Source organism: Undibacterium sp. JH2W, from assembly GCF_049340425.1.
Classification (GTDB): Bacteria; Pseudomonadota; Gammaproteobacteria; order Burkholderiales; family Burkholderiaceae_D; genus Undibacterium.
In genome coordinates this window covers 60735-87377 of record NZ_JBMPOT010000012.1, presented here as the reverse complement: position 1 = coordinate 87377, position 26643 = coordinate 60735, and the positions used below count along the sequence as shown (strand labels likewise).

The 26643-nt window shown below is 49.8% G+C and carries 19 protein-coding genes, 1 tRNA gene and 1 pseudogene; 12 read left to right on the top strand and 9 right to left on the bottom strand.

The annotated features are described in order from the left end of the window. Positions 1-21 precede the first annotated feature (21 nt). The 3 genes from ACO0LC_RS18850 to ACO0LC_RS18840 all read left to right on the top strand — a co-directional run bounded on the left by ACO0LC_RS18850 (position 22) and on the right by ACO0LC_RS18840 (position 2666). Positions 22-633: an FHA domain-containing protein gene (locus ACO0LC_RS18850; protein WP_423005888.1), complete on the top strand. Its 612-nt coding sequence runs from the start codon at positions 22-24 to the stop codon at positions 631-633. A gap of 818 nt (positions 634-1451) precedes the next feature. Continuing rightward, entirely contained in the window at positions 1452-1931 is a 480-nt protein-coding gene (locus tag ACO0LC_RS18845; RefSeq protein WP_423005886.1) for a pilin, read from the top strand. A gap of 255 nt (positions 1932-2186) precedes the next feature. Further along, the gene (locus tag ACO0LC_RS18840) at positions 2187-2666 is read left to right on the top strand and encodes a pilin (RefSeq protein WP_423005884.1); all 480 of its coding nucleotides are present in this window, start codon (positions 2187-2189) and stop codon (positions 2664-2666) included. A gap of 109 nt (positions 2667-2775) precedes the next feature. Here the strand turns inward: ACO0LC_RS18840 and ACO0LC_RS18835 are convergent. Continuing rightward, positions 2776-3948: pseudogene (locus ACO0LC_RS18835) on the bottom strand (IS256 family transposase). Positions 3949-4299: 351 nt separating this feature from the next. Here ACO0LC_RS18835 and ACO0LC_RS18830 point away from each other — a divergent pair. Beyond that, positions 4300-4779 (top strand): pilin, encoded by a 480-nt coding sequence (locus ACO0LC_RS18830; RefSeq protein ID WP_423005882.1) that lies wholly within the window; start codon positions 4300-4302, stop codon positions 4777-4779. An 857-nt stretch (positions 4780-5636) separates the two neighbouring features. After that, positions 5637-8591, top strand: coding sequence for a tetratricopeptide repeat protein (locus ACO0LC_RS18825; protein WP_423005880.1), 2955 nt, complete (start codon positions 5637-5639; stop codon positions 8589-8591). A 35-nt stretch (positions 8592-8626) separates the two neighbouring features. On the opposite strand, the gene ggt is transcribed toward ACO0LC_RS18825, so the two are convergent. The 7 genes from ggt to ACO0LC_RS18790 all read right to left on the bottom strand — a co-directional run bounded on the left by ggt (position 8627) and on the right by ACO0LC_RS18790 (position 15885). Next, the gene (gene ggt, locus ACO0LC_RS18820) at positions 8627-10372 is read right to left on the bottom strand and encodes a gamma-glutamyltransferase (RefSeq protein WP_423005878.1); all 1746 of its coding nucleotides are present in this window, start codon (positions 10370-10372) and stop codon (positions 8627-8629) included. Positions 10373-10509: 137 nt separating this feature from the next. Beyond that, complete coding sequence (locus ACO0LC_RS18815) at positions 10510-11097, bottom strand: 50S ribosomal protein L25/general stress protein Ctc (protein ID WP_423005876.1); 588 nt, start codon at positions 11095-11097, stop codon at positions 10510-10512. A gap of 113 nt (positions 11098-11210) precedes the next feature. Continuing rightward, positions 11211-12173 (bottom strand): ribose-phosphate pyrophosphokinase, encoded by a 963-nt coding sequence (locus tag ACO0LC_RS18810; RefSeq protein ID WP_186956001.1) that lies wholly within the window; start codon positions 12171-12173, stop codon positions 11211-11213. A 123-nt stretch (positions 12174-12296) separates the two neighbouring features. Next, positions 12297-12373, bottom strand: a tRNA-Gln gene (locus tag ACO0LC_RS18805). A gap of 33 nt (positions 12374-12406) precedes the next feature. Further along, positions 12407-13294 carry a 4-(cytidine 5'-diphospho)-2-C-methyl-D-erythritol kinase gene (gene ispE, locus ACO0LC_RS18800; protein ID WP_423006139.1) on the bottom strand — a complete coding sequence of 296 codons (888 nt, stop codon included), beginning with the start codon at positions 13292-13294 and terminating at the stop codon, positions 12407-12409. Then, positions 13291-13905 (bottom strand): lipoprotein insertase outer membrane protein LolB, encoded by a 615-nt coding sequence (lolB, locus tag ACO0LC_RS18795; RefSeq protein WP_423005874.1) that lies wholly within the window; start codon positions 13903-13905, stop codon positions 13291-13293. Before lolB ends, ispE begins: the two co-directional genes overlap by 4 nt. Before the next feature lie 105 nt (positions 13906-14010). Then, positions 14011-15885 carry a tetratricopeptide repeat protein gene (locus ACO0LC_RS18790; protein ID WP_423005872.1) on the bottom strand — a complete coding sequence of 625 codons (1875 nt, stop codon included), beginning with the start codon at positions 15883-15885 and terminating at the stop codon, positions 14011-14013. A 110-nt stretch (positions 15886-15995) separates the two neighbouring features. On the opposite strand from ACO0LC_RS18790, the gene mutM reads away from it, so the two are divergent. From mutM to ACO0LC_RS18760, 6 genes are all read left to right on the top strand, one after another. Then, entirely contained in the window at positions 15996-16817 is an 822-nt protein-coding gene (gene mutM / locus ACO0LC_RS18785; protein ID WP_423005870.1) for a bifunctional DNA-formamidopyrimidine glycosylase/DNA-(apurinic or apyrimidinic site) lyase, read from the top strand. Between the two features lie 102 nt (positions 16818-16919). Then, positions 16920-18857 (top strand): dynamin family protein, encoded by a 1938-nt coding sequence (locus tag ACO0LC_RS18780; RefSeq protein ID WP_423005868.1) that lies wholly within the window; start codon positions 16920-16922, stop codon positions 18855-18857. A 4-nt stretch (positions 18858-18861) separates the two neighbouring features. After that, entirely contained in the window at positions 18862-20049 is a 1188-nt protein-coding gene (gene mutY, locus ACO0LC_RS18775; protein WP_423005866.1) for an A/G-specific adenine glycosylase, read from the top strand. 74 nt (positions 20050-20123) lie between these two features. Then, positions 20124-21575: an alpha/beta hydrolase gene (locus tag ACO0LC_RS18770; protein WP_423005864.1), complete on the top strand. Its 1452-nt coding sequence runs from the start codon at positions 20124-20126 to the stop codon at positions 21573-21575. Continuing rightward, the gene (locus tag ACO0LC_RS18765) at positions 21572-22402 is read left to right on the top strand and encodes an ATP-binding cassette domain-containing protein (protein ID WP_423005862.1); all 831 of its coding nucleotides are present in this window, start codon (positions 21572-21574) and stop codon (positions 22400-22402) included. The genes ACO0LC_RS18770 and ACO0LC_RS18765 overlap by 4 nt, the downstream gene beginning before the upstream one ends. Then, positions 22402-23565 (top strand): ABC transporter permease, encoded by a 1164-nt coding sequence (locus tag ACO0LC_RS18760; RefSeq protein ID WP_423005860.1) that lies wholly within the window; start codon positions 22402-22404, stop codon positions 23563-23565. Before ACO0LC_RS18765 ends, ACO0LC_RS18760 begins: the two co-directional genes overlap by 1 nt. Positions 23566-23687: 122 nt before the next feature. Here the strand turns inward: ACO0LC_RS18760 and ACO0LC_RS18755 are convergent, their stop codons facing one another. Continuing rightward, positions 23688-25862: a S41 family peptidase gene (locus ACO0LC_RS18755; protein WP_423005858.1), complete on the bottom strand. Its 2175-nt coding sequence runs from the start codon at positions 25860-25862 to the stop codon at positions 23688-23690. Between the two features lie 126 nt (positions 25863-25988). Between ACO0LC_RS18755 and ACO0LC_RS18750 the strand changes: the two genes are divergently transcribed. Next, a complete protein-coding gene (locus ACO0LC_RS18750; RefSeq protein ID WP_423005856.1) occupies positions 25989-26543 on the top strand; it encodes a DNA-3-methyladenine glycosylase I in 555 nt (184 codons plus the stop codon). The last annotated feature ends 100 nt before the right edge of the window (positions 26544-26643 follow it).

Here is a 26643-nt window from a genome sequence, read left to right as displayed (position 1 = left end):
TTATGAATTGATGAGAGATTTATGGCGAAAATTATCGTCACCTTTAATGGTCTGGTTCAGCAAGAAATCACTATCAGCAAATCACGCCTGACGATAGGACGGCGCCCCAGCAATGACATCGTGATCGATCATCTGACGGTGAGCGGCCAGCATGCCGCAATTGATACTTCTTCGAATGGTTCTTTTGTTCTTGACCTGGGCAGTACCAATGGCACCATGGTCAATGGTCAGCCAGTCAAAAAGCATTTGTTGCAAGATGATGATGTTATCGACATAGGCAAATACAAATTAAGATTCCAGGTTGAACAATCCGGCAAACAGACTTTTGTGCCTGAACCAGGGCAAGTGCAGCCACCGGCGATCGTCGACAAGCAAAGAGCCAAGATCAAGGTCATGAACGGCACGAATGTGGGTAAGGAGCTTAATCTTGTCAAAGCCGTCACTACCATAGGCAGCCCTGGCACTCAGGTCATTGCCATTACCCAGCAAGGCAAGGACTATGTCATTGCCCAGGTCGAGGGCAGTGCTGCGGCAACCGTCAATACCGTCTCCATCAAGGACAAGCCGCACACCTTGAAGCATGCTGACATGATAGAGCTGTCAGGCACGAAGATGGCAGTCATCTTTTATTGAGGGCGCTGGGCCAGACCTGGCGAGGGCATTTCCCTTTTATCAGGATTTACGAAAACCGCCCCAATTGCGTTACAGTTCCTGGCCGTACTAAAGTGCTGGCTTCGTCGCTGATGTCTTGCTGGGACAATTTTGCGTCAGTCCTGCTTCTACGATATAAACCAGCTTGCCCGTCCATAAGGGCGACGCTTTATAGCGTATATGCAGGTAGGCAAGGGGCAATATGAGTATGGATAGTGAACACTCACCCCAAGTGTGTCAGGCAGCGGATTTCATCTGCTCCCGATAGTCTGGCCCCTGCTTTTCTATTTGGGCAGGACATAGTTACTGAAGCACCGCCATCACCTCAGGGCAGCTCCATAGCTTACCCTTAATGCCAACAATCACTCCAAGTCAGAGTTTTTAGTCATCACTTTGCCATGACAATTTCCCTTGCATATGAGGTGATCTGTGTGGCGGCGCATTTCTTTATTACCCTGACGCCTATTCAGCCTGGTCAAACATGCACTGAGATTATTAATACACACTTCTTGTAAAGTAAGTATTTATTATTTAATAATAAAAAGCTGAAATATGTAACTTAGGTTACAGGAGTGACATTCTCGTCAGTCATATTTATATTTTGACATAAGAAATGACAAAAAATTGCAAAGGGATTTTGGAGGCTATTGACGCATTTTGTCAGTTGCCCTGAGTAAACATCCAAAGATATGTATTTCCACCACAAAACCCCCTGTTTTCAGGTCTTGCGACGAGTTGGCACGGCGCTTGCTGATGATGAAGCGTTGTTCCCGAATTTAACTTTTTTACTGGAGTTCAAGATGAAATCTATCCCTAAACAGCTGCAACGCGGCTTTACATTGATCGAGTTGATGATTGTTGTTGCAATTATCGGTATTCTGGCAGCGATCGCTATTCCTCAATACTCTGATTACACATCCCGTACTCGTGCTGCTGGTGCTAGGGCTGAGTTGGATAGTTTGCTGACATCTATGGCAGTTTGTTATCAAGAGAATAATGGCACTTGGGGTGCTGGTGCTACAGGTTGTTTTTCAATGGGCAATAATGGTATCCCTGTTGTCGTTACTTCCAAGTTTTTGCCTAATGCTCCAGTACCTGCTGCTGGTTCAGTAGCGATGACTAGTGCTGCTACTTTAAGTGGTGCTGCTACACTGTTGAATGGTACTCTGACAGCAACGTCTGTGACCAATCAAGCAAACATGATCTGGGCTTTTGCTGCTGGTGATGCTATCTGTAATGGTCAACGTGGCTTGAAGGCCGGAGCTGGCGGCTGCCCATAATAGGTAAGAATTCTATCGAAAAAGCCCCTCAATTTTATTGAAGGGCTTTTTTTATGTATTGATTTATATTTGTTCACTGCAAATCTATGTTGGACAAGGTTGATTGGTTGTTTTTCACTTGGATTTTTTCGAATTGTTGTTGAAGTAAGTACTATCAATAAGAGTAGTTTGAACACATGTGGATGTTTAACTGAATCACATTGCGATGGAATTTACTATGGCTAATTTTTTCTTATGGGTTTTGGGGAAATGTATATGTACTCCATTTCAAAGCGGTTGCAACGCGGCTTTACACTGATCGAGTTGATGATTGTTGTTGCAATTATCGGTATTCTGGCAGCGATCGCTATTCCTCAGTACTCTGATTACACATCCCGTACTCGCGCTGCAGGTGCTAGGGCTGAGTTGGATAGTTTGCTGACATCTATGGCAGTTTGTTATCAAGAGAGTAATGGCACTTGGGGCCTTGGTGCTACAGGTTGTTTTTCAATGGGCAATAATGGTATCCCTGTTGTCGTTACTTCTAAGTTTTTGCCTAATGCTCCAGTACCTGCTGCTGGTTCAGTAGCGATGACTAGTGCTGCTACTTTAAGTGGTGCTGCTACACTGTTGAATGGTACTCTGACAGCAACGTCTGTGACCAATCAAGCAAACATGATCTGGGCTTTTGCTGCTGGTAACTCTATATGTAATGGTCAACGTGGTTTGAAGTCTGGGGCTGGCGGTTGTCCATAGTGTTTTGTGCTGGCTCAATGCTTAGATAGGATGGCAGGAAAGTCCAAATAACGCCTGACGCGCAGTATTGGTTTTTTGGGTGTCAGGATTTTATGCAACCGGTTTTAGTTCATTTCTGCGACATCCGGTCATCAAACTGGATGGTAAGGTGGTTGAGAGCACCTTTTAAGTCCCGTATGGGTACGTCAATTTCTTGCTTATGGTGTTGAGTGCCATGTAAAACAGCTTGCTGACCCTTGTCAGTAGGGAAGGCGCTACTTGTCTTGATGACCTTTGCATACTGATGTTAAGCAATTCAATGACGTTCGTGGTGTGGATGACCTTACGAATCTCCGCCGAATTGTCGAAGATCCAGATGGCCCGTGCCCAGTTACTCTGGCATGATTGCACTATTAATAGGTATCGCTGATCCCAATTGCCCTCAAATTGTATGAGTATAAGACTGCCCTCGTCAGCAGCGGCTGCACTGTAAATACGACGCAAATCGACGGTCACTTCCTTTTGATCTTTTCATGGCACAAAGTGCGGGCTGTTGCGTGCCATGTGAACAATGCAGAGCTGGACAGTCGCCTTCAGGTAGGCAGCTTCGATCGCGTCAAGGAAACCTTTGAGACCTACCACAAAGGCAATGAAGTTGTCCTGCATGCCATGATTTTTCAGTTTCATGACTATTTGCAGCCAGAACCTGGCTCCCTCGATCTGAACAATCCACAGGTGCAGCACTTCTTTACGGCTGTTAATGGTCACGCCAACGGCGAAAAATGGGGCCTTGTTACTCATGGCATCAGCATCGCGTGCTTTGATGTGAGTGCAGTCAAAGTACAGGATGAGATAGGGGGAGTTGGCGGGTTTGCTAGGCCTTTGCTTGCCCACTGACACCATCGGTTACGTTGGGAGATAGGGCTGGTGATGTTTCTGTGCCATACACCTCTTCTAGGTGACTCTGGATCTCCCGTGCGCTCAAATCACAGGTGTAGCTTGAGACGATCTTGCTGGATGTCGATTGGCAGCACGCCGAAATCGTCTTTCAACGTTTGGCCTCTATGACCATTGCGCGTGTTGGTGCTGTTGGCATTGACGGTCCCACTCTAGCGTAGCCAAGATGGTCAGTTATTTCGACTTCCTGCGCACGCTCGACGAGCATAATGGTGAGTTGCTTGAGCAGGCCGTTCTCACCAACCAGGTCTATGGGTTCCTGGTAGGAGGCCAACAATTCTTTTGCCAGTTTGAGTAACTCCGAATCGGGTTTGGCCTGCTTGTTACTATTTACAATGACTATCATTTCTACTTGAAAGTAGCTGTCTCCTGCTAAATGAACGTTTGCACAAAAATAATTACACCCTCTTTTTTATTTGTGGCAAACAGTCTGTGATTGCACTTGTCAGTTAGTGGATGTTGAAAAGATTACGTTTGGTTGCAAAGGTGCCTTGCTGCATTCGGTGGTTGCTACATAAACCATCTTGGTGCTGGCCGGCGAGGCAGTGACACCACAGATCACCATGCAGATTTTCAAGGGTATCCCTTGCATTTATTGGCTCCTATTGTATTTGAATCGTGTTATTGCCAACTTTGAAATGGTATGAAATTTGCTTTTGCTTAATTTAGCTTTATATCTTTTTCTATGGAGGTAGGAATGCAACTTACTTTAAAGCAACTGCACCGAGGCTTTACATTGATTGAGTTGATGATTGTTGTTGCGATTATCGGCATTTTAGCTGCAATTGCCTTACCTCAATATACCGATTACACCTCGCGTACCCGTGCTGCTGGCGCACGATCAGAGTTGGAAAGCTTGTTGACTTCGATGGCTATGTGCTACACAGAAAGTAATGGCACTTGGGGTGCTGGTGCCACAGGTTGTTTTTCTATGGGGAACAATGGTATTCCTGTTGTCGCTACTTCCAAGTTTTTGCCGAATGCTCCGGTACCAGCTGCTGGTTCAGTAGCGATGACTAGTGCTGCTACTGTAAGTGGTACTGCTACACAGTTGAATGGTACTCTGACAGCAACCTCAGCGACCAATCAAGCAAACATGATCTGGTCTTTTGCTGCTGGGGACTCTATCTGTAATGGTCAACGTGGTTTAAAGTCTGGTGCTGGTGGCTGTCCATGAGGTGAGTTACGTTGCATGTAGACCATTTTTAGATACGGTTTCATTGTAATTGATAACATGCATCTAATAATTTTTTATCCCTATTCTGCGATTTTAAATAAATAATTGTAGAATTATTGGGCTCCGGCATTTGTTGTTACCTTCTAAGGTATTAGTTGAAGCATAAGATTCGTTGAAAGATAGGATCCAGTTCACAATAATCATTGCATCACTAGTGCCCTAACGTTTCTCATAGGTCATGCATCTGTTTTGGTTGATTTACATCGTCGAGATTTCCACATGGGAGCATAAATAGTTGATTTATTGCTGTTGTTTTAAGCATGGTGAGACTTAGAATTTGTAAGATTTCGTAAAGGTTGTAGGGCTAAAACAGATATTTTTTGACAATAGTAATGAGTACGCAAATACAGAACTCAATTCATATTGGCGTTATCATGGCATTCTTGCTGGTTCGCAGAAAGGTTTTGATATGCGAATGTTGCTTGTCCACTTGAAGAGTAAATCGACCTGCGAATACTGGTTGTAAAGTTCCGAAATCATTTCGGGTTTGAGAGTGAAATTTTTGCTCAAGAAAGCATTGTGCTATCCAGCGGCGTCTTTGACGTCGACATTACGCAAAGTCGCTTTGCAATCCTTGCTTGCATAGAAAAGCGGAAATCTGACCGTTTGATTGCAGAAAATGTTGCTCATCGTCTGATCGACATGATGCGAATACCAGCGTTTGGACTTGGTATTGTTTTTTGCTCTGGTTACAAGGAACGTGCCCATCTTATCCTAAGATATGTCTTCACGATAAGGAATTCTCAGGGCATCATTTTGTTACGTCGTATATTTATAGAGTCTGAGAGAGTTGGCGAATGCTGAATTGGTTCAAGCGTTATATTTTTTTTATTGATGAAAGTGTGACTACCACCAAAGAAAGTGATCACAATGTTGGGGGCGAATTTAAGGCGAAAGTTGAACAAGAGACGAGTCTGGAACGACTAGGTGACCTTAGTTTTAAGAGCGGCGACTTGGTTGTTGCTGCGCAATATTATCAACGCGCTCTATTGGCGGAATCATCTAATGCAGTGCTATATAGCAAGCTTGGAGACGTTTTCTATGAACAGTATGAGTATGCACTTGCCGAAGTTCAATACAAGCATGCCTTGGTATTACAATCCGACTTTCCTGAGGCTGAATTAAGCCTGGGATTGTGTCTGGATAATACCGGGCGGTATCAAGATGCTTTGATTTGTTATCAGCATGTAGTTCAAATGCAGCCTGCAAATCATTTTGCTCATTATAATATTGCAGTAACTCATACCTCGCTCGGTCATATAGCTGAAGCAATGTCTGCTTACCGAAATGCGATCGACATTAAGCCAGATTTTAATTTTGCTCAATTTAATCTTGCGGTATTGCTGCAGCGTCAAGGAAATTTGCTTGATGCTGAGACTCTTTATTTACAGATTTTATCAGACAATCCAAATCATTTTTTGGCTTACTGCAATCTTGGTATTCTGTACATGGAAAACCATAACTATATTTTGGCGCGCGAGAAACTGTTGCATTCTTTGAGTATTAATTCTCAGCATGTTGAGACAAGTTACAACCTTGGAAAACTTGAGCTTGAGCTTGGTAATGCAAATCTCGCTTCAAATTATTTTAATCGTACTTTAGTGCTAAAACCCGATTTTGCAGGCGCCATGATCGGTTTAGGTGATGCTTATAAAGCTCAGCATTTGCTGCAAGAGGCTGAATCAACTTACCGTTTGGCCATAGGCTTGCAACGAGAGCATCCTGCGGCTTATTGTAACTTAGGAGTCATGTTGCATGACCAGCAGCAATATGCCAAGGCGCTCACCCTTTATCAGCAAGGCGTTGTCAATGGAGCTGGTTCAATATTGCTATACAATAATCTAGGTAATACTTTAAGCTCTGTTAATTGTTTGTCAGAGGGAGAGGCGGCTTATCGTAAGGCGTTAGAGCTTGGCACTGAAGTGCTGGAAGCGGATAGTGAATTGGTCGGTTTAAGTGGCCCTGATCAAATTCTCACTCATACTAATCTTGGCCTCATGCATATGCAGAAGAAGGAGTTTCTTCTCGCTCGTGAGAATTTCCTGATATCTTTACGCAATCATCCTGAACATGTTGAAACTATCTACAATCTGGGCTTGATAGAACTTAAGCTTGAAAAAACAGAAGCAGCATTGACCTATTTCAAGCAAGCCTTACATTTGCGCTCCAATTTTTTCGAGGCAATGATAGGCATTGGTAATGTTTATACAGCGCAGCAATTGTTGTCACAAGCTACAGCTATATATCGTCAGGTGATTGCCACGAAAGCAAACAATCCTGAGGCTTATTGTAAGCTGGGCGCCATTTTATATGGTCAAAAAAAGATAATGGAAGCCATTGCGATTTACGAGGAAGCAATTGCTAACGATGTCAGTTCAATGACGCTTTACAGCAATCTTGGCAAGGCTTATAGCTCTATCAATTGCTTTGCTGATGCTGAGGTCTGTTTTTCAAAGCTATTTCAAATGGAGCAGGATGGTTATAGCGGCTACATTAAACTGGCCCCTGAATATGCGCAAACCTATGGTAATTTACTATTCGCACTTAATTATGACCCAGACCGCAGTGCCGAGGATATTTTTGACTCCTATCAGGAATATGAGAAACGTTATGCACTTCGTTATAAAAGTGCCTGGCTACCATTCGCCAATGACAAAAATCGTCAGCGCCGTCTAAAAATTGGCTATATATCGCCAGATTTTTGCCATCATCCTGTCCAGTATTTCCTCGAACCATTAATGAGCCAGCATGATAAAGACCTGGTTGAAGTGTATGCCTATGCGCAACTAAGCACGGAAGATCATGTCACCAAACGCTATAAACAATATGCTGACCACTGGGTCCCAACCGGTGGCTACAGCGATGATGCCCTGGCTCAGCGCATCCGTGATGATGGTATCGATGTCTTGATTGATCTGGCAGGCCATACTGCCAATAACCGCTTGTCAGTATTGGCGCGCCGGCCCGCACCCGTGCAGGTGTCATGGTTAGGGTTTGCGTATACGACAGGTTTGACGGCGATAGACTATTATCTGACCGATCATATGAGTGCTCCACCGGGTAGTGAGCACTTATTTGCCGAGCAAGTGTGGCGGCTCAATACGCCATTCATCGTTTACCGTCCTGCCGCAGGTATGGGAGAGGTCAGCCCCTTGCCAGCACTGACTGGTAAAAAAATCAGGATAGGCACCCTGACACGATCAATACGGATTAACCATAAAACCATACGCACCTGGGCCGCCATATTGAAGCGAATTGACAATGCCGTGCTGGTTGTTGATAGTGCGAATTATCAAGACTTGCAATTACGCCAGGCCTTGATTGATAAATTTGCAGCTCATGGCGTCGATGCATCGCAACTCGATATTGGCTTTCATACGCCACCCTGGAATACCCTGAGGTCACTGGATATAGGGCTGGATTGTTTTCCGCATAATTCCGGGACGACCTTGTTTGAAACGCTTTACATGGGCGTGCCCTTCGTCACACTGGCGGGTCGCCCCAGTGTAGGGCGCCTGGGCGGCAGCATATTAATTGGCGCAGGGCATCCAGAGTGGATAGCAAATACAGAAGAGGAATACGTGGAAAAAGTCGTCGCTTTGGCGCAGGACATTCCAAAACTGGCTGAAACAAGGTCAGTTCTGCGTGAAGAAATGCAAAACAGTGCCTTGATGGATGAAGCTGGTTTTACCCGTGAAGTGGAAAGCGCCTATCGCTCCATGTGGGCGAAATGGTGTGAAACTCCAGCCTGAATAGTAGCTTGCCATCCAGGCTGATTAAAGTAGTCTTAAAACCCTAGTGCACTGCCATCCGGATTGCGTGGGTCTGAGTATCCGGCAAAGCCCTGTTCCAGCACTTGTATGGTCTGGGTTTTGCCCAGGGTAGCAGCCGGGCGCAGCACCTGGCCTTTTTGTTCCAGCAGGCGCAGGGTATCGATACTGATGCCTTTTTCATAGCGCAACTGGTCCGGCATCCATTGCTGGTGTATGCGTGGCGAGATCGTGGCTTCGGCCACGTTCATGCCATGGTCGATGACATTCAAGATGGTTTGCAGTGTCGTCGTGATGATACGGCTGCCACCAGGGCTGCCAGTGACCAGGAAGGGTTTGCCATCTTTCAGTACTATGGTGGGGGACATCGAGCTCAAGGGCCGCTTCCAGCCCTGTACTGCATTGGCGTCCCCTCCCAGCAAACCAAAGGCATTCGGTACGCCTGCCTTGACCGAGAAATCATCCATTTCATTATTCAGGACTATGCCTGTGCCGCTGGCAACGATGCCACTACCGAAGTTCAGGTTCAGGGTATAAGTCGTGGCCACTACATTGCCGAACTTGTCGGCCACGCTGTAATGGGTGGTCTGGTCGCTTTCATAGGGAAGGGGTTTGCCAGGTTTGATCTCGGCAGAAGGCGTGGCATGATCGGCCTGTATTTTCTTGACCAGCTCATCCGCATAGGCGCGTGAAGTCAGGCCCTTGAGTGGTACTTTATAGTAATCAGGATCACCCAGGAATTCAGAACGGTCAGCATAGGCCAGTTTCATGACTTCGCTGAGTTGATGCAGGGTTTGCGCACTGTTGGCCCCCTGTTCTTTCAGCGGGTAGTGTTCCAGCATGTTCAGCATCTGGATGATATGTACGCCGCCAGAACTCGGTGGCGGCATTGATACTACTTCATAGCCACGATAATTGCCGCGTACGGGGATGCGTTCCACAGCCTTGTAATTCTTCAGGTCACTGGCAGAAATCAAGCCTTCATGTTGCTGCATCTCGGCGACGATTTTTTTGGCGACCGCACCTTCATAAAATGCTGATGGGCCTTGTTCGGCGATCAGGCGCAAGGATTGCGCCAGGTCTTTTTGCAGCAAGCGCTCACCTGCCTGCAAGGGTTTGCCATCCTTGAAAAAAATTGCCCGGCTGGCTGGCCATTTTCCCAGCTGGTTTTTGCTGGAATCGATCAGCTCGGCCAGATGCGGGCTGATCTCAAAGCCCTGCTCGGCCAGGCGTATTGCCGGGGCGATGACGTCTTTCCATTTCATGCTGCCATATTTGCGTAAGGCCAGGTCCATGCCTGCTACCGTGCCGGGTATGCCGACAGCCAGATGGCTGAACAGGGACTTGCCGGAAATGACATTGCCCTTCGCATCCAGGTACATGTCGCGACTGGCTTTTTCAGGAGCCAGTTCACGAAAATCCAGGGCGATATCCTTGCCTGATTTGCTGTCATGAATAATCATGAAACCCCCGCCACCGATATTGCCTGCGTTGGGCAAGACCACAGCCAGTGCAAAGCCGACTGCCACCGCCGCATCTACCGCATTGCCACCACGCTTGAGTATCTCGAGGCCAACCTGGCTTGCCAGCGCTTGCTCAGTCGCCACCATGCCTTGTCTGGCATAGACCGGGCTGATGATGGGGTAGCTGGTGTCGTATTTGATACCGGCAGCGAGTTGCGCCTGGCTGGCAGGGCTGGCTACAGCGAAACACAGGGGGATGAGCAGACTCAGGCATAGCTTGCGGGAGGAGGGCGAGGGCATGCAGATAACTCCAGAAATCAGTGATGGCAGAAATAGTAATACCAATTCCCGTATTTCGCATAAACAAAGTTTCGCGCAAGCCAAAAATAAAAAAGCCGCCCTAAGGCGGCTTTCATTCATTTGCATGCAAATGCAAATTATTTTGCTTCAGCTTCTGCAGAAGTTGCGCCAGCTGGAACAACAGCGATAGCAACAGTAGCGTCACCGCCGTGTACTACAGCTGTCACGCCTTTTGGCAATGCCAATTGAGAAACGTGGATGGATTGACCGGCTTCCAGTTTGGACAGGTCAACTTCAACGAATTCTGGCAAGTCTGCTGGCAAGCAGGAAACGTCCAGTTCAACAGCAACGTGGCTGATCACTGCAGAAGACAGTTTCACAGCTGGGGAAACGTCAGCGTTCACGAAATGCAGAGGCACTTTAACGTGGATTTTTTGGTTAGGATCTACGCGTTGGAAATCAGCGTGCAAAACCAGTTGTTTGTATGCGTGGACTTGGAAGTCGCGCAACAATACTTTTTCTGATTTGCCATCAACTTCCAGGTCCAGAATGGACGAGTGGAAGGCTTCTTTTTTCAATGCATGGTACAGGGCATTGTGATCCAGAGTGATGGCGACTGGTGCTTCTGTACCGCCGTAGATGATGCCAGGTGTTTGGCCAGCAAGGCGCAGGCGGCGGCTCGCTCCGGTCCCCTGTACATTGCGTGCAAATGCGATTACTTTCATGGTGTTACTCCAAAAAATGCAAACCGTTTATTGGGTTTGCGGTGTTGAACCCCCGCGACCAGGGGCCCAGAAAATAGCCCCACCATCAAGGAGATGGCAGGGCCGGAAATAATTTAGTCCGTGAACAGGGAGATGACCGACTCGCCCTTGGTGATGCGGCGGAAAGTCTCGGCCAACAGGCTGTCGCAAGACAATTGACGAATCTTGGGGCAGGCACGAGCAGCTTCAGACAGGGGGATGGTATCGGTCACGACCAGTTCATCCAGCGGTGATTGCGAAATACGTTGTATCGCAGGGCCGGACAAGACAGGGTGAGTACAATACGCCAACACTTTCTTGGCACCGCGCTCTTTCAATACTTCGGCTGCTTTGGTCAGCGTACCGGCAGTGTCTACCATGTCATCCATGATGACGCAGTTACGGCCTTCGACTTCACCAATGATGTTCATGACTTCAGAGACATTCGCTTTTGGACGACGTTTGTCGATGATGGCCAGATCGCAACCCAGGCGTTTTGCCAAAGCGCGAGCGCGTACTACGCCGCCCACGTCAGGGGACACTACCAGCAAGTCTTCGTAATTCTTGGCAACCAGGTCGCCCAGCAAAATGGGTGAAGCGTAAATATTGTCGACAGGGATATCAAAGAAACCCTGGATTTGGTCAGCATGCAAGTCCATGATCAGGACGCGGCCTACACCGGCTTCTTCCAGCATATTGGCGACGACCTTGGCAGAAATCGCCACACGTGCAGAGCGTGGACGACGGTCTTGACGGGCATAACCAAAATAAGGGATGGCAGCAGTGATGCGACCGGCAGAAGCACGTTTCAGTGCATCAACCATCAACATGATTTCCATCAGGTTGTCATTGGTAGGAGCACAAGTGGATTGCAGGACGAAGACATCTTTACCGCGGACGTTTTCATTGATCTCGACCATCACTTCGCCGTCGGAGAATTTGGAAACGTCTGCCTTGCCGAGGGGGATGCCTAGTTGTTTGGCAACACCGGCAGCCAGTGCAGGATTGGCGTTGCCAGTGAAAACCATCATGTTGTCATTTGCGCGCGCATTTGCCATGGCTGGGACCTATCGGCTGAGATTTTTGTGGGTCTGGCTTATTTTGCATGGGTTTTACACAAAAGAAGCCGCTGATAAAACTGAAAAAGCCGCCGCACAATCTATGCGGCGGCTTTAATTTAATGGCAGGGGAAGAAGGATTCGAACCTTCGCATGCCGGAATCAAAATCCGGTGCCTTAACCAGCTTGGCGACTCCCCTACACAACCGTTTTGCCTGTTTCCAAGTTCGCCGCTATTTTAGCGTTAAACTGGCTTCAAGCCAAATATTTTTCGATCCCAATTTCTTCGCCATCGGGTGGCGACTCAGTGCTTTTGCTTTCCATGATACCCAGCGATCCGGTACTTGCTGTAACACTTGCTCAGCTGCTGATTCTTCAGCAAAAGCGCAAAAAACGCAAGCCCCTGATCCTGTCATCTTTGCATCGCCGTATTGTGAGAGCCACTGAATGGCTGCATCAACTTGCGGAAACAATGCGCAGGCAACTGTTTGCAGATCGTTTTTCCAATCATGTTTTGCATCACTGGAAAAGTCCGCTATTCTGACGGGCTTTGTGTCTCTTGTCAACTCCTTTGCCGAAAAAATTGCTGGCGTGGGGACTTGCACACCCGGTTCCAGCACCACAAACCAGACCTCAGGGGTAGTCAGCGCCTGCAATTCTTCACCCACACCTTCAGCAAAGGCATTTTCACCAAACAGGAAAAAAGGCACATCGGCACCCAGTTGCAGGGCCAGACGCATCAATTCTTCACGCTGCAAGCCGGTTTCCCACAAATGATTCAGGGCCAGCAGAGTGGTGGCGGCATCGGATGAGCCTCCGCCCAGACCTCCACCCATGGGCAGGTTCTTGCGCAATGTCAGATTGGCACCAAGCGGGCAGCCAGTATGATTTTGCAATAATCTGGCAGCCCTGACGATGAGGTCGCTGTCGGCAGGCACGCCGTCTATCTCATTGCTGCGGCATATCTGGCCATCCTCACGTACTTCCACATCCAGGTAATCGCAGCGGTCTATGAGCTGAAAAGCGGTTTGCAGCAAGTGATAGTCGTCGACGCGGCGGCCCGTGACATGCAGGAAGAGATTCAGTTTGGCCGGAGCCGGGCAATTGTCGAGTCGCTTCATTTCCATTCATTCACCACGATGCGGATAGAGACATCACCTGCTTGCTCTGTGTATCTTTGCAAGTCTATACGCTTGGGGAAACTGGGCTGTTCATGCCAACTGACGTAACGCAGCTTCCAGCCCTGGATATTCAGGGTCTGCTCTTCTGCCTTGACGGCGATGGCTTGTTTGCCATCGATGGCGACAAAGCCTTGCAACCAGTCACGCAGACCTGCCACTGGCAAAGACCAGCCCAGGGTATCTTGCAAGAGTTGGTCCAGGTCGCTGGCGCTGCGCGTGCTCTTATCATTGAGTTCCAGTGTTGCCCCTAGCTCATTCTGGTTGATGCGGGCCATGACCTGACCCAATTGCGACAAAAGATTGATACGTATCCCCTGGGCATCCTGCTCCCATTCAAAACTGCCTGGCAGGCTTTGTGGCTTGCCAGCTTGTTGGTACTGTATGGAAATCTTGCCGCTGATTTGTATCTGCGGCTGGTATCGCCGGGTATTCGCTGCCTGAGCACTGGCTGTCACGGGTGCAGGCTGGCTATGCAGGCTGGCACAGCCGGTATTGAGCAATGCTAAAAAGAGGGCAGTAACCAGTAGTTTGAAACGGATAGTGGATGGCATGTGGGCTATTTTGATTCAGTGTGTATCGTATAAACTGTATGTCAGAGCTTGAATAAATAAGGCGGACAGTATCTGTCCGCCTTGTTATTAAACTTGGTAAATCAATCAAGGTTTGACTTTCAATCTTTCCAGTGTCGATTTCAGGGTGGCATTGTCCGGGTCTTTTTTCTGGGCATCGCGCCAGATTTTTTTTGCATCATCTTTCTGTCCCATGGTCCACAATACCTCGCCCAGATGGACGGCGATTTCAGCGTCAGGGCGCATTTGATAAGCACGGCGCAGAGCTTGTTCTGCTTCGTCATACTTGGCCAGCCTGAACTTGACCCAGCCCAGGCTATCGAGGATGAAAGGATCATCTGGTGCCAGTTGATTGGCTTTTTCTATCAGGGTATTGGCTTCGTCGAGTTGTATATTGCGGTCGGCAAAGGAATAACCCAGGGCATTGTAGGCATGCTGGCTGGTCGGTGCCAGTTCTATGACTTTACGCAAGGATGTTTCCATGCCGTTGATGTCTTTTTGCGACTCGGCCAGCATGGCAAAGTCATACAGCAAATCAGGGTTATTGGGTTGCTGTTTGATGCCTTCTTCGAGTACGGTCTTGGCCTGGTCCGGCAAACCGGCATCACGCAAGAGCTGTGCTTCTGATTGTATCAACTGGATTTGCTCGGCTTCATTGCTGGCCTTGATTTGCTGTATGAAGGCACGCGCCTCCAGCAGTTTGCCCTCTTTGGCCAGCAAGAAAGTGCGGCGTATCTGCACATTGAACCAGGCCGGGTTGCGGCCATCATAAGCTTCGACCTGGGCCAGCCAGTCTTGCGCCGCTTTGTAATCCTTGCGTTCGGCAGCGATGCGCGACAGGTTCACCAGTGCGGTCGTAGGATCGCGTTCCTCTCCAGATTTGCCATCCAGGGCTTTCAGGTATTGCAGGAAATAGGCTTCGGCTTTTTGCGTCTGATTGCGCTCCATTGCCAATACGCCCAGGGTATAGATGGCGCTGATATCATCGGGTTTATCACGCAACAGGGTTTCAAACTCATGGGCAGCCTGGTCGAGTTGCTTCAGGTCGATCAGTATGCTGGCATAGGCCAGCCTGACATCACGTGCTGCCGGGTTTTTTGCCAGAAAAGCTGACAAGGCCTTGGCCGCCTCGGGCTGTGGTGATGCCTGGGCTATCGTCAACACGGCCAGTTGCGAATCCGGCTTGTTCTTCAAGACAGTCTGCGCCTCGGCAACTGCACGTTGGCTGTCGGCCTTGGTATAGGCGCCCTGGGCCAGGGCCATATGCGCATCCGTACTATCTTTATAGGGTTGCAGCAGGGTTTCCAACGTGCTGAATGCAGCGTTTTTATCGCGTGCACGTGACAGCAGACGCTGGGCTTGCAACATCGTCACACCCAACTGTTTTGGGTCGGCGTTTTTCATTTTTTCAGCATAAACGCTCTGGATTTCCGCCAGATTATTGTTCATGACCATGAAGCCCAGGTAATACTGGGTAGCTTCATTGGAATTCGGTGCCAGTTCGCGCCACAGGCGTACAGCTTGCAGGGCTTCACCAGATTGCTTGGCAGACAGGGCGATTTCAGCGGCGCGCCGGGCAATGCGGGGGTCGCGGGTTTGCTGGGCAACCGAATACAAGGTGACATAAGCACCTTGCCAGCTACCGCGCTGGTAGGCGATTTCGGCAGTAATGATTTTGTAGAATAATTCTTCTGACAGTGCCACTTCCGGCAATTTGTCTTCATAGGCTGGCAGACTGCTGACCCCGTGCAGGGTTTGCTCTGCAGACAGGGCCGCCTGGGCCGCGTCGCTGACATGATGGGTATCATCGACAGCCTCGCTGCTTTGCTTGCCTATAGTCGCACATCCGCTGACCAGTGCCACACTTAAGAGTATCGTGGCGGGCCGCCATGGCGAAGCAGCCGTGATAGCGGATATAGCGGATACAATAGGCTTGAATAATAATGTAGGCAGTGTTTTCAAAACGAGTCCGGATTTGACGTTGATAACTGATTTTACGCTTAAGCTGGAGAACTGTGGGTTCTGCAGCGCTTATACACTGTGTCAAATTGTAATGGTAAAAGTTCCCCTCCATGCCAGAATTACCTGAAGTAGAAGTGACACGTCGCGGCGTAGAGCCGCATCTGACCGGCAAGCAAGTCACGGGTGTGATTTTACGCCGTGCTGGCCTGCGCTGGCCTTTCCCGCCAAATTTGCCAGATTTGTTAAGCGGCCAACGCATACTGGCAACCGGGCGCCGCGGTAAATATCTTTTATTGCATTTCCAGCATGGTACTGTGCTCATCCACCTGGGCATGTCTGGGCATTTGCGCGTGCTGGATAAGGATGTGCTGCCAGCAAAGCACGACCATATTGATATAGTGGTTGGGGATTTTGCCTTGCGCATGACAGATCCACGCCGCTTTGGTGCCGTGCTCTGGCATGATGCTGCCGATGGCAACCTGGAAGAGCATTTGTTAATACGTCAGCTCGGTGTAGAGCCGCTGGAGGCGAGGTTTACCGCAGAATTATTGTATAAATTGACCAGAAACCGTAGTGCCCCCATCAAGCAAGTCTTGCTGGCCGGGGACATTGTGGTAGGTGTTGGTAATATTTATGCATCTGAAAGCCTGTTCAGGGCCGGTATAAATCCTAAAACTCAGGCTGGACGCATCAGCCTTAAGCGCTATACTTTATTGGAAGCGGCCATACGTGCGACCCTGGCCGCCGCCATAGAACAGGGCGGCAGCACCCTCAAGGATTTCATCGGCGTGGATGGTCAAAGTGGCTATTTTCAGCAATCTTATTTTGTGTATGACCGCACAGGCGAGCCTTGCAGGGTCTGCGGCGAGCCTGTCAAACAGATAAAACAAGGACAACGTAGTAGCTTTTATTGTGCAAAATGTCAGAAATAAACCCACAAATATGGCTGAAATGTAAGCAAAATTCGATTTACACGTATTTTTTTAACGCTTCCATATATACTTGGAATATCAAAAAAGTTAACTGAGGGGAACATGAGCAATCTGGTTCAGAAATTCCAGGAGTACAGCGACTGGCGCAAAGGAGTGGTCAAAGCGCTGGAGCAGTACCGGTCATGGATACATGGATCGGATATGGCCGATGCCGCCAGTGATCAGCGTATTGCACGTCTGATGGAGCGTCTGGTTGACGACAAACTGTCCATCGCCTTTGTTGCTGAATTTTCACGCGGCAAGTCCGAACTCATCAATGCCATCTTCTTTGCTGATTATGGCCAACGCATATTACCGTCATCTGCCGGTCGCACCACCATGTGCCCGACCGAGCTTTTGTATGACGACACCATCCCGCCTTGCATACGCCTGCTGCCTATAGAAACCCGTGCCGAAGCGCAATCGACCAGTGAATACAAGGGCCAGAGCCATGTCTGGACGGTGCTGCCGCTGAATATCAATTCCGGTGACGGCATGCTGGAAGCCTTCAAGCAAGTCAGCCTGACCAAGAAAGTCAGCATAGACGTGGCCAAGCAATATGGCCTGTTTGATGAAAACGACCCCGATGCATCACTGGAAGTCGATGAAGATGGCTTGGTAGAAATTTCTCAATGGCGTCATGCCATTATCAATTTCCCCCATCCTTTGTTGAAAGAAGGCCTCATCATCGTCGATACGCCGGGCCTGAATGCCATAGGTACTGAGCCTGAACTGACGCTGAACCTGATCCCGAATGCGCATGCCGTATTGTTCATCCTGGCCGCTGACACTGGCGTCACCAAGAGCGATATCGATGTCTGGCGCAATAATATAGGCAATGGCCCAGGCCGCATGGTTGTCCTCAATAAGATAGACAGCATGTGGGATGAGTTGCGCACGCCTGAAGAAGTGGAAGCACAAATCGTCCGCCAGATCAGCACCGTTGCTCATACCCTGGGTCTGGAAGAAAAGCAGATTTTCCCTATCTCGGCGCAAAAAGGCCTGGTTGCCAAGATCAACAAGGATGCCCCTTTGCTGGCTAAGAGCCGTCTGCCTACGCTGGAATATGCCCTGTCCAAGGAATTGATACCAGCCAAGCAAAACATCATCCGTGCCCAGCTGACTTCAGAAATCAATGAAATCATCCATGCCCAGCAAGCGGTTATCTCTGCCCGCAGCCGCAGCATGGTTGAGCAAATGATGGAATTGAAGAGCCTGCGCGGCAAAAATATGAACGTCATTGAACACATGATGAAGCGTATCGATGCCGAGAAAAAAGAATTCGACGCTAGCCTCTTGCGCATGCAGGGTACACGTTCAGTCTTCACCCGTCTGTCTACCGAGGTCTACACCAGCCTGGGCATGGATATCCTGCGTGAAGAAATCCGCAAATCGCGTGAAGCCATGGAGAAGAGCAAATTCTCTATCGGTCTGCGCGAGTCTGTGCGCCAATTCTTTGCCCAGGTTAAATTGAACCTGCAGACATCCAACAGAAAGACGGATGAAATTTCGGAAATGATGACCGTCATGTACCGCAAGTTCTCGACTGAGCATGGCCTGGCACTGTCCGCGCCTATGTCCTTCTCGCTGGATAAGTACATCAAGGAAGTCGAAGCCATCGAGGGCGTGTACCAAAAGCAATTCAGTACCGCCACTTTGCTGACGACACCGCAAGTCGTCCTGATGCATAAATTCTTTGATTCTGTCGCTGCCCGCGTCAAGCAAAGCTTTTTGCAAGCCAACCGCGATGTCGAAGCATGGCAAAAAGTCGTCATGGCACCGCTGGAAGCACAGATTCGTGAACACAAGGGCCAGTTGAAAAACCGCATGCAATCGATACAGCGTATCCATGTGGCGACCGACAGCCTGGAAGACAAGATAGGTTCTTTTGAGAGCTTGCAGGCAGATATCGATGCACAGAAAAAAGCCCTGACTGATCTGGAAGACAGCCTCAAGACTGCATTGAATGCCGAATTGAAGGCACTCAGGGTGGCTGCCTGACACAATGAAGTCCACAGTATCAAGTAGCAAGGCTGGCCCGCAGGGCCAGCCTCAGTTTCATGCTCAGCCCCAATCTGCCAAATCCGCCTACACCGATCCCAGTTTTTCGTCCGATCTGATTACCTGGCAAAAGCAACATGGCCGCCATGGTCTCCCCTGGCAGCAAAGCCGTGAAGCTTATCGTGTCTGGCTGTCTGAAATCATGCTGCAACAGACCCAGGTGACGGCGGTCATCCCTTATTACCAGCGTTTCCTTGAGACTTTTCCTACCGTGTTTGACCTGGCTGCAGCGCCAGTTGAGCAAGTCATGGAACACTGGAGTGGGCTGGGTTATTACACCCGCGCTCGCAATCTGCATCAGTGTGCCAAACAGGTGGTGGAAAAATACCAGGGCAAATTCCCGGCTGACCCTGCCTTATTGCAAGAGCTGCCTGGTATAGGCCGTTCTACAGCAGCGGCGATCACGGCATTTTCTTATGGCACGGTGGCAGCCATCCTGGATGGCAATGTCAAGCGGGTATTTGCCCGTGTATTTGGCATAGATGGTTATCCCGGCACCAAACCCGTTGAAGACAATATGTGGCTGCGTGCCCAGGCCTTGCTGCCAGCGCAAGACATAGGCGCCTATACCCAGGGCCTGATGGACCTCGGTGCTACCCTATGTGCCCGCAGCAGCCCCAAATGCCAGCTATGCCCTTTCCAGTCGCGCTGTGTGGCGTATGCCCAGGGCCGGACAGCCGAGCTGCCTGTGCGCAAGCCCAAGAAAGCCCAAAAAGAAAAACAGGCCATCATGTTGCTGCTACAAGATGGTGCTGAAGTCTTGCTGGAAAGACGGCCACCCACAGGCATCTGGGGCGGTTTATTGTCACTGCCAGAACTGGCAGGCATGCAAGACTGCCAGGATGCTGCTTTCTCTGTCGATGCACAAATGGCGACCGTGCGCGCTCAAGCAAGCCGTTTTGGTGAGATTGCCAGTATCCAGGTCTTGCCTGTCTTTGCCCATGTCTTCACCCACTTCAAATTGCATATCCTGCCCGTGCATGTGCAACTCAGCAAACGATATCTACAAGTCGCGGAAGCCGATCATGCCTGGCATCCACTCAGTGAGGCCGCGCAACTGGGTTTGCCTGCACCTGTCAAGACTTTGCTGACGAATCTCGGTACACAGGCCAGCCTGGCATTTACTGAATAAACAATTACGCTTAGACTCCTGAACTTGCAATTCGCATCATTGCTTTTCAGGAGACCACTTTGAACCAAAGATTCATGCTCGGGCTCGTGTCCGGGCTGGCACTGTGCAGCAGCATGGCGGCTCATGCCGCCGCCCCTGCCACCACCAAGGCTTGTCGCTTGCCAGACTTCCCGCAAGAAGTGCAGTGCGGGCAGATACAAAGGCCGCTGAACCCGGCCCAGCCGCAAGGCAAGCAGATAGACATACACTATGTCGTCGTGCCATCGCAAGACAGGAACAAACTGCCGGATGCCGTCTTCCTGCTGGCAGGTGGGCCTGGGCAAAGTGCCATCAATGTCGCCAGTTGGGGTACAGCCCTGATGTCGCGCCTCAACCGTCGCCGTGACCTGGTGTTTGTTGACCAGCGTGGTACAGGGCGCAGCGCACCATTGGAATGCCCGGCGCTGGAAAAAGCTGATGAAGTTTTGTCCCCAGAGCAAAAAGTCAAACTGACCGATGATTGCATGCGCCAGTTGCAAACCCTGCCTTATGGTGAATTGCAATACTTCAGCACCAGCATCGCCATGCAAGACCTGGAAGCCGTGCGCTTGAAGCAAGGCTATGGCCGCATCAATCTGGTCGGTGCTTCGTATGGTACCCGTGCCGGACTTGAATATTTGCGGCAATATCCGCAATCCGTACGCCGCGTCGTGCTTGATGGCGTGGTGCCGCCGACCATGCGTCTGGCCAGTTCCGATGCGCAAAAGGCGCTCGATGCTCTGTTCCGCGATTGTGAAAAAGAAGCCGCCTGCAATGCCAGTTATCCTGACCTGGCAAACCGCTGGAAAAAACTGCTGGCCAGCCAGCCACAAAAAATCAGCCTGCTACACCCGCGCCTGGGCACACCCATCAAGCTCGACATGACGCGTGATGGTTTGCTGGGCCTGGTGCATAAAACCCTGTACAACCCTAATTCGCTGGCCGCCTTGCCCTATGCGCTGACGCAGGCAGAGCAGGGTAATTATGCGCCCTTGATTACCATGAGTGGTGCAACAAGCTTGCCCGGTCCTGGCGGGATTTCTTATGGCATGCATTTCTCGGTCTGGTGTGGTGAAGCCTTTGCCCAGTCGGCGACTTTGCCTGCCAACGACGATTTTGAAAAACTCATGGCCGAGATGTATACCCAGGCTTGCAAAAAATGGCCACGCGCCGAGATACCAGCAGGCTTCTTTACCATCCCTCAATCTGCTACTCCCGCCTTGTTGCTCAGTGGTGGCATAGACCCGGTTACTCCTATCAGACACGGTGCAGAAGTTGCCAAGGCACTGGGCCCAAATGCCCTGCATGTACAGATAGAAAACACTGGCCATGGTTTGCTGGCACAAGGCTGCGTGCGCGATGTCGTGCACCGCTTTTTGAATGCCAAGGAAGATAGCGAAGCCATCAAGGTCGATACCGCTTGTGTGCGCCAGATCCCACGCGCCCTGGCCTGGCAGGCACCGACGCCAGCTTCTGCCAATAAAGCTGGCAAGGAGGCCAAGCCATGATTATCGTCCATGACTTGCACAAAGAATTTGTGCGCCTCGGTAAATCCTCAGGTAATGCCCTGGTCCAGACTGCGCGCAGCCTGGGCTTGATGAAAAAAAATCGTGAAGTGGTGAAGGCTGTCAGTGGCGTCAGTTTCAGCGCTCAGGATGCCTGCATCACTGGCTTGTTGGGTGCCAATGGGGCTGGCAAGACCACCACGCTGCGCATGATTGCCGCCCTCTTGCAAGCCGACCAGGGTGATATCAAGGTGGATGGCACTGCTGTCAAGGCCGGCACTTCTGCCACGCAATCGCAGATGGGGGTGTTGTCGGATGCCCGTGGTTTGTACCCACGCCTGACCGCGAGGGAAAACATTCATTACTACGGGCTCTTGCATGGCATGGACGCCGGGCACGCCGAGCAACGCACTTTGCAACTGGCGCAATGGCTGGACATGGATAAATTGCTGGACCGCCGCACCGATGGTTTCAGTCAGGGCGAGCGCATGAAAACCGCGCTAGCCAGGGCGTTGGTACATGATCCCAAGAACATCATCCTGGATGAACCCACCAATGGGCTGGACGTGGTGGCCACCCGCGCCCTGAGAGAATTCCTGCGCTTCTTGCGCTCACCAGAAGGGGGCGGCAAGTGCATTATCTTTTCTACCCACATCATGCAGGAAGTAGAACGCCTGTGTGACCAGGTCGTCATCGTGGCTGATGGCAAGGACGTGGCCCATGGCACGGTCGATGATTTGCTACAGCAATCTGGTGAAAACAATTTCGAAGATGCATTCGTCAAACTGGCATTTTTGCATCCACAAAAATCCCTGACAGGAGTCAATTGATGAAAGCCACTTTAGCTATCCTGCGCAAGGAATTGCGTGATGCCTTGCGTGACCGTCGTACCCTCCTGGTGGCCCTGATCAGCTCATTGCTGGGCGTGCCACTGATGCTGCTGATTTTTTCCGTGGTGCTGACGCAAGTGGAATCACAGGAGGAAAAACGCAGTGTACTCGTCAAGGGTATAGAGCATGCCCGTGGCCTGGAAAATTTCATCCAGCGCCAGGGGTATAAAATCAAAACCGCGCCTGACGACTATGCTGCCAAATCGCAAAGCAAGGAACTGGATCAACCGGTATTGCTGATCCCTGATGACTTTGATGAAAAGCTGGCTACAGGTGACAAGGGCACGCTGGAAATTGCCTTTGATACTTCGAATCGTCAGGCAGAATTTGGGGTGCGCCCGCTGCGTCGCTTGCTGGACGGCTATTCGCAAGAGGTTGCCACCATGGGTCTGGCCATGCGTGGCGTCTCTACGGAGTTGTTGCAACGCATAGATGTGCGTGAGCGCCATATCAAAAAGCCGGAAGAACGCAAGGCCACCATCACCACCATGCTGCCCATGATGGTCTTGATGGCTATTGTTCTTGGGGGCATGTATGCTGCCATCGATACAACTGCAGGCGAGCGTGAGCGTGGTTCGCTGGAACCCTTGATGATGAATCCCGTCACCGGCTGGCAACTGACTATCGGTAAATGGGGTGCCGTCGCCATTGTCGGCATGGGTGTGGTGGTGCTGACCATAGGCAGTTTCTTTCCTTCGCAATGGCTGATCCATAATGAAACCCTGCGCGCTGAATTTCAGTTCAATGTCAAGGATGCCTTGGGTTTCTTGCTGGTCTTATTGCCGCTGGCGGCCAGCATGGCAGCGATACAGATAGCCGTCTCGCTTGATTGCAAGAGCTACAAGGAAGCCCAGGTGCGCAATCAAATGGTGACTATGTTCATTCCCTTTGTTTCTTTGGTCCCCATACTTTTCCCTGGACGCGAACCTGCCTGGTTCCAGTGGGTACCCGTGCTGGCGCAAAACCAGATGATGAATCAGGTCTTGAAGGGGGAAACCATGAGCACAGTGGCAGTCGGCATTGCCTTCCTGGTCTGTGCCTTGATGAGCCTGGTCAGCCTGGCGTATATCTCGAAAAAAATGCGCAGGGTAGTCATGCATTGAATGCAAAGAATGGCTTGCCAGATGTTAAATGCATGAGTATCTGGCGCATTCCCTGGACAAAGAAAAAGCGCACCCGGTGCGCTTTTTCTTTGTTTGCTGAGCCTATCTGAACTTATTTGAACTTATCTGAACTTTGAATTCACTTTCAGCAATTTGTTGTTACGCCATGGGCGCGGTTCCCTGTCCTTGACAGCATCAAACGCTGCCGGTGGCGGGGCTGGGCTCAATGCCGTAGTCGGGCATGCACCAGTGTTGGCATATTTCAGGGCAGCTGACAGGCGCGGTTCATTTTGATCGCCCAAAGCATAATTCAAACTATCGGATACCCGGCAAGTCGGTGTGAAGCCATTTGTGAAATCCCCCTGGTTCAAGGCATTCACACCAGAAAACTGGATGGCAAAATAAGCGGTATTGCAGTTATTGGTCTGGATAAAACCATAGGGTTTGCCGCAAGTGGTGTCACCGATCAAAATCACGTCCATGAAGGGTTTCAGGCTATTAATGACGGACTCACTGGCTGAGCAAGTGATACTGCCGGTCAGGACAAATACACGTGGCAGATTGAGTTGTGGCAAGGGACGATCGTAGGAGTCTGTCTCGTAGAAATACTCAATATTACCCGCAGTTTCATCAGGATGTTTATCGTTGAACTGCAATTTTTCAAAGACATAGTTGACAGCTTTTTTACCAGCGATCATGGCCGCCAGTTCATTGGCAATGTACAGGTAACCGCCACCGTTATAACGCAAGTCCAGAACCAGATCACTGATGCCCTCCTGTTTGAACTGGGTGATGGTGCTGATCAATGGTGCTTCTGCCGTGCGTATATGGTCAGTAAACACCATATAACCTATCTTTTTGCCATTCGAATACAACACCTGGCTTTGCAAGACCGGGGCAGTCATGACTGTGGTGGCTGTCATCGTCACCGGACGGCTGGAGATGGAACCATTATCCATTATCTGGAAACTGTGGGTTTCAGCCTTGACCGGGTAGATGGCACCATATTGAGTATCGGTCAGGTAAGAGCTGATAGGGGTATTGTCTATGCTGATCAGGGTCGCACCACGCTTGATTTGTGCCCTGTCGGCAGGTGAGCCAGGCTGCACATAACGTACCCGTATGGTACCGCTATCGCGGGTCAGGCTAAAACCAAAGCTAACATCAGTACCATTTTCAAAATAATCATCAATACTGCCTTGTTCGATAGTAAAGCTGAACCTGTCCTTGGATTTGACGATCAGCGCCTGGAAATAATCCTGCGGTGTGCTATAGAAGGATTGTGGTACGTTGATAATATCTTTGTACCAGAGATAGGCATCATCCAGATGCGCACGTACCCAGTTTTTCTCACCTGCTGGCGTACAAATATTGGCCAGACTGTCGGGAGTGCCATATTGGCTCGTGATAATTTGACTGAAGTCATTGCCACTGACACCGATCAAGTCCAGGGCGGCAGACGTAGAGTTGCTGGTGACGGCGGCGGCAATTGCCATGTTCTTGGTGATATTGTCGCTACGCGTCAGATAACTCAAACCTTGTTGTACCGCAAAATAATTGGCGACATCAAGCTTGTTATTGAGTAATGCGGCAACCCAGGACCAGTTGGGGTCATTGGCAGTGTCGCGCGCGGCAACCAGCACTGCCCTGACGATACTACCCTTGGACGCACCTTTTTTAAGCTGGCTGGACCAGTAATCGACCTCAGCTGCATTAGGGGCAGTGCTGCCACTACGGCTCAGTACATTTTTATAGATCAGGCGGATAAAGTCATCATTTGTAATATAGCTGGTATAACCAGTCAGCTCTGGTGATTGCGCAGCCACCAGGTAAAAGCTTTCGGCAATTTGCGCTTCCGTTGCACCTGCTTTGTACTGGTCTATCCAGTAAACCAGACCATCTGCATCTGGCACACAATTGAAGAAGGCAATGTACAGGTCAATCAGATTGTTCAAGGCCGTTGTGGACAAGGTTTTGGACTTGTCAGCTATTGTCAGATTGACGCGGAAATCTGTAAATTGCAGTACCTTGATACTGGTGCCTACAGTGGTGGCTGGTATGCTGGCGGTAGTGTCAAGTACGACAAAGCCTGTATCCGTGCGCGTGATCCTGTAGTTTTGGCGCTTGCCAGCAAACTGCATGACATCTGAGCTAACCGGCGCTGCCTGCATCAAAGGAGCTGGCGAAACTGTGGTTTGCCTGGCATCCTGGCTACTGCTGCCACCGCAGGCACTCAGGATCAGTGTCAATGCAGACAAGGCCAGCAGTTGCGTACTGCTTTGCTTAAAACTCAACATGGTTATTCCACTATCTGATGACGAAAGACGATTCTAAGATAAATAAGTAAAATGTCAATTTTAATTGAAAATTTTTGTTAAAAAGCTTTTCTCACATCCTATCTTACTCTACATGGTTTTTTACGTATGAAGACACGTTGCAGCTGGGCCAATCCCTCTAACCCTTTGTATTTGCACTATCACGACCATGAATGGGGCCAGCCCTGTCACGATGAAGTACGCTTGTTTGAGATGCTAAACCTTGAGGGCGCGCAGGCTGGACTCTCCTGGGAAACCATACTCAACAAACGTGAAAACTATAGAGTAGCCTTTGATGGCTGGGATGCCAAAAAAATTGCCAGTTATGATGATGCCAAAGTCGCCAGCTTGCTGGGCAATGCTGGCATCGTCAGGAATCGTCTCAAAGTCGCAGCTGCCATCAGCAATGCCAAAGCGTATCTGCGCCTGTGTGAAGAGAAAGGCAGCCTGGATGCCTATCTGTGGGCTTATGTCGATGGCAAGCCCATCATCAATAGCGGTGAACGCATCATCACCACAGAATTATCAGACCGCATCTCCAAAGACTTGCTGAAACGTGGCTTCAAGTTTGTCGGTTCCACCATCATCTATGCCTATATGCAGGGCATAGGCATGGTGAATGACCATGCAACTGACTGTGCCTGGCGCAAGCACAAGCAATAAGCTCATTTCCTGATATTGGCCTGGCCCAGGCATGTGACTTCAGGCATTTGTAAAAGCAGATCAGCTCTGTTATCGTTTAATAATTAGTGAAAACTTGATA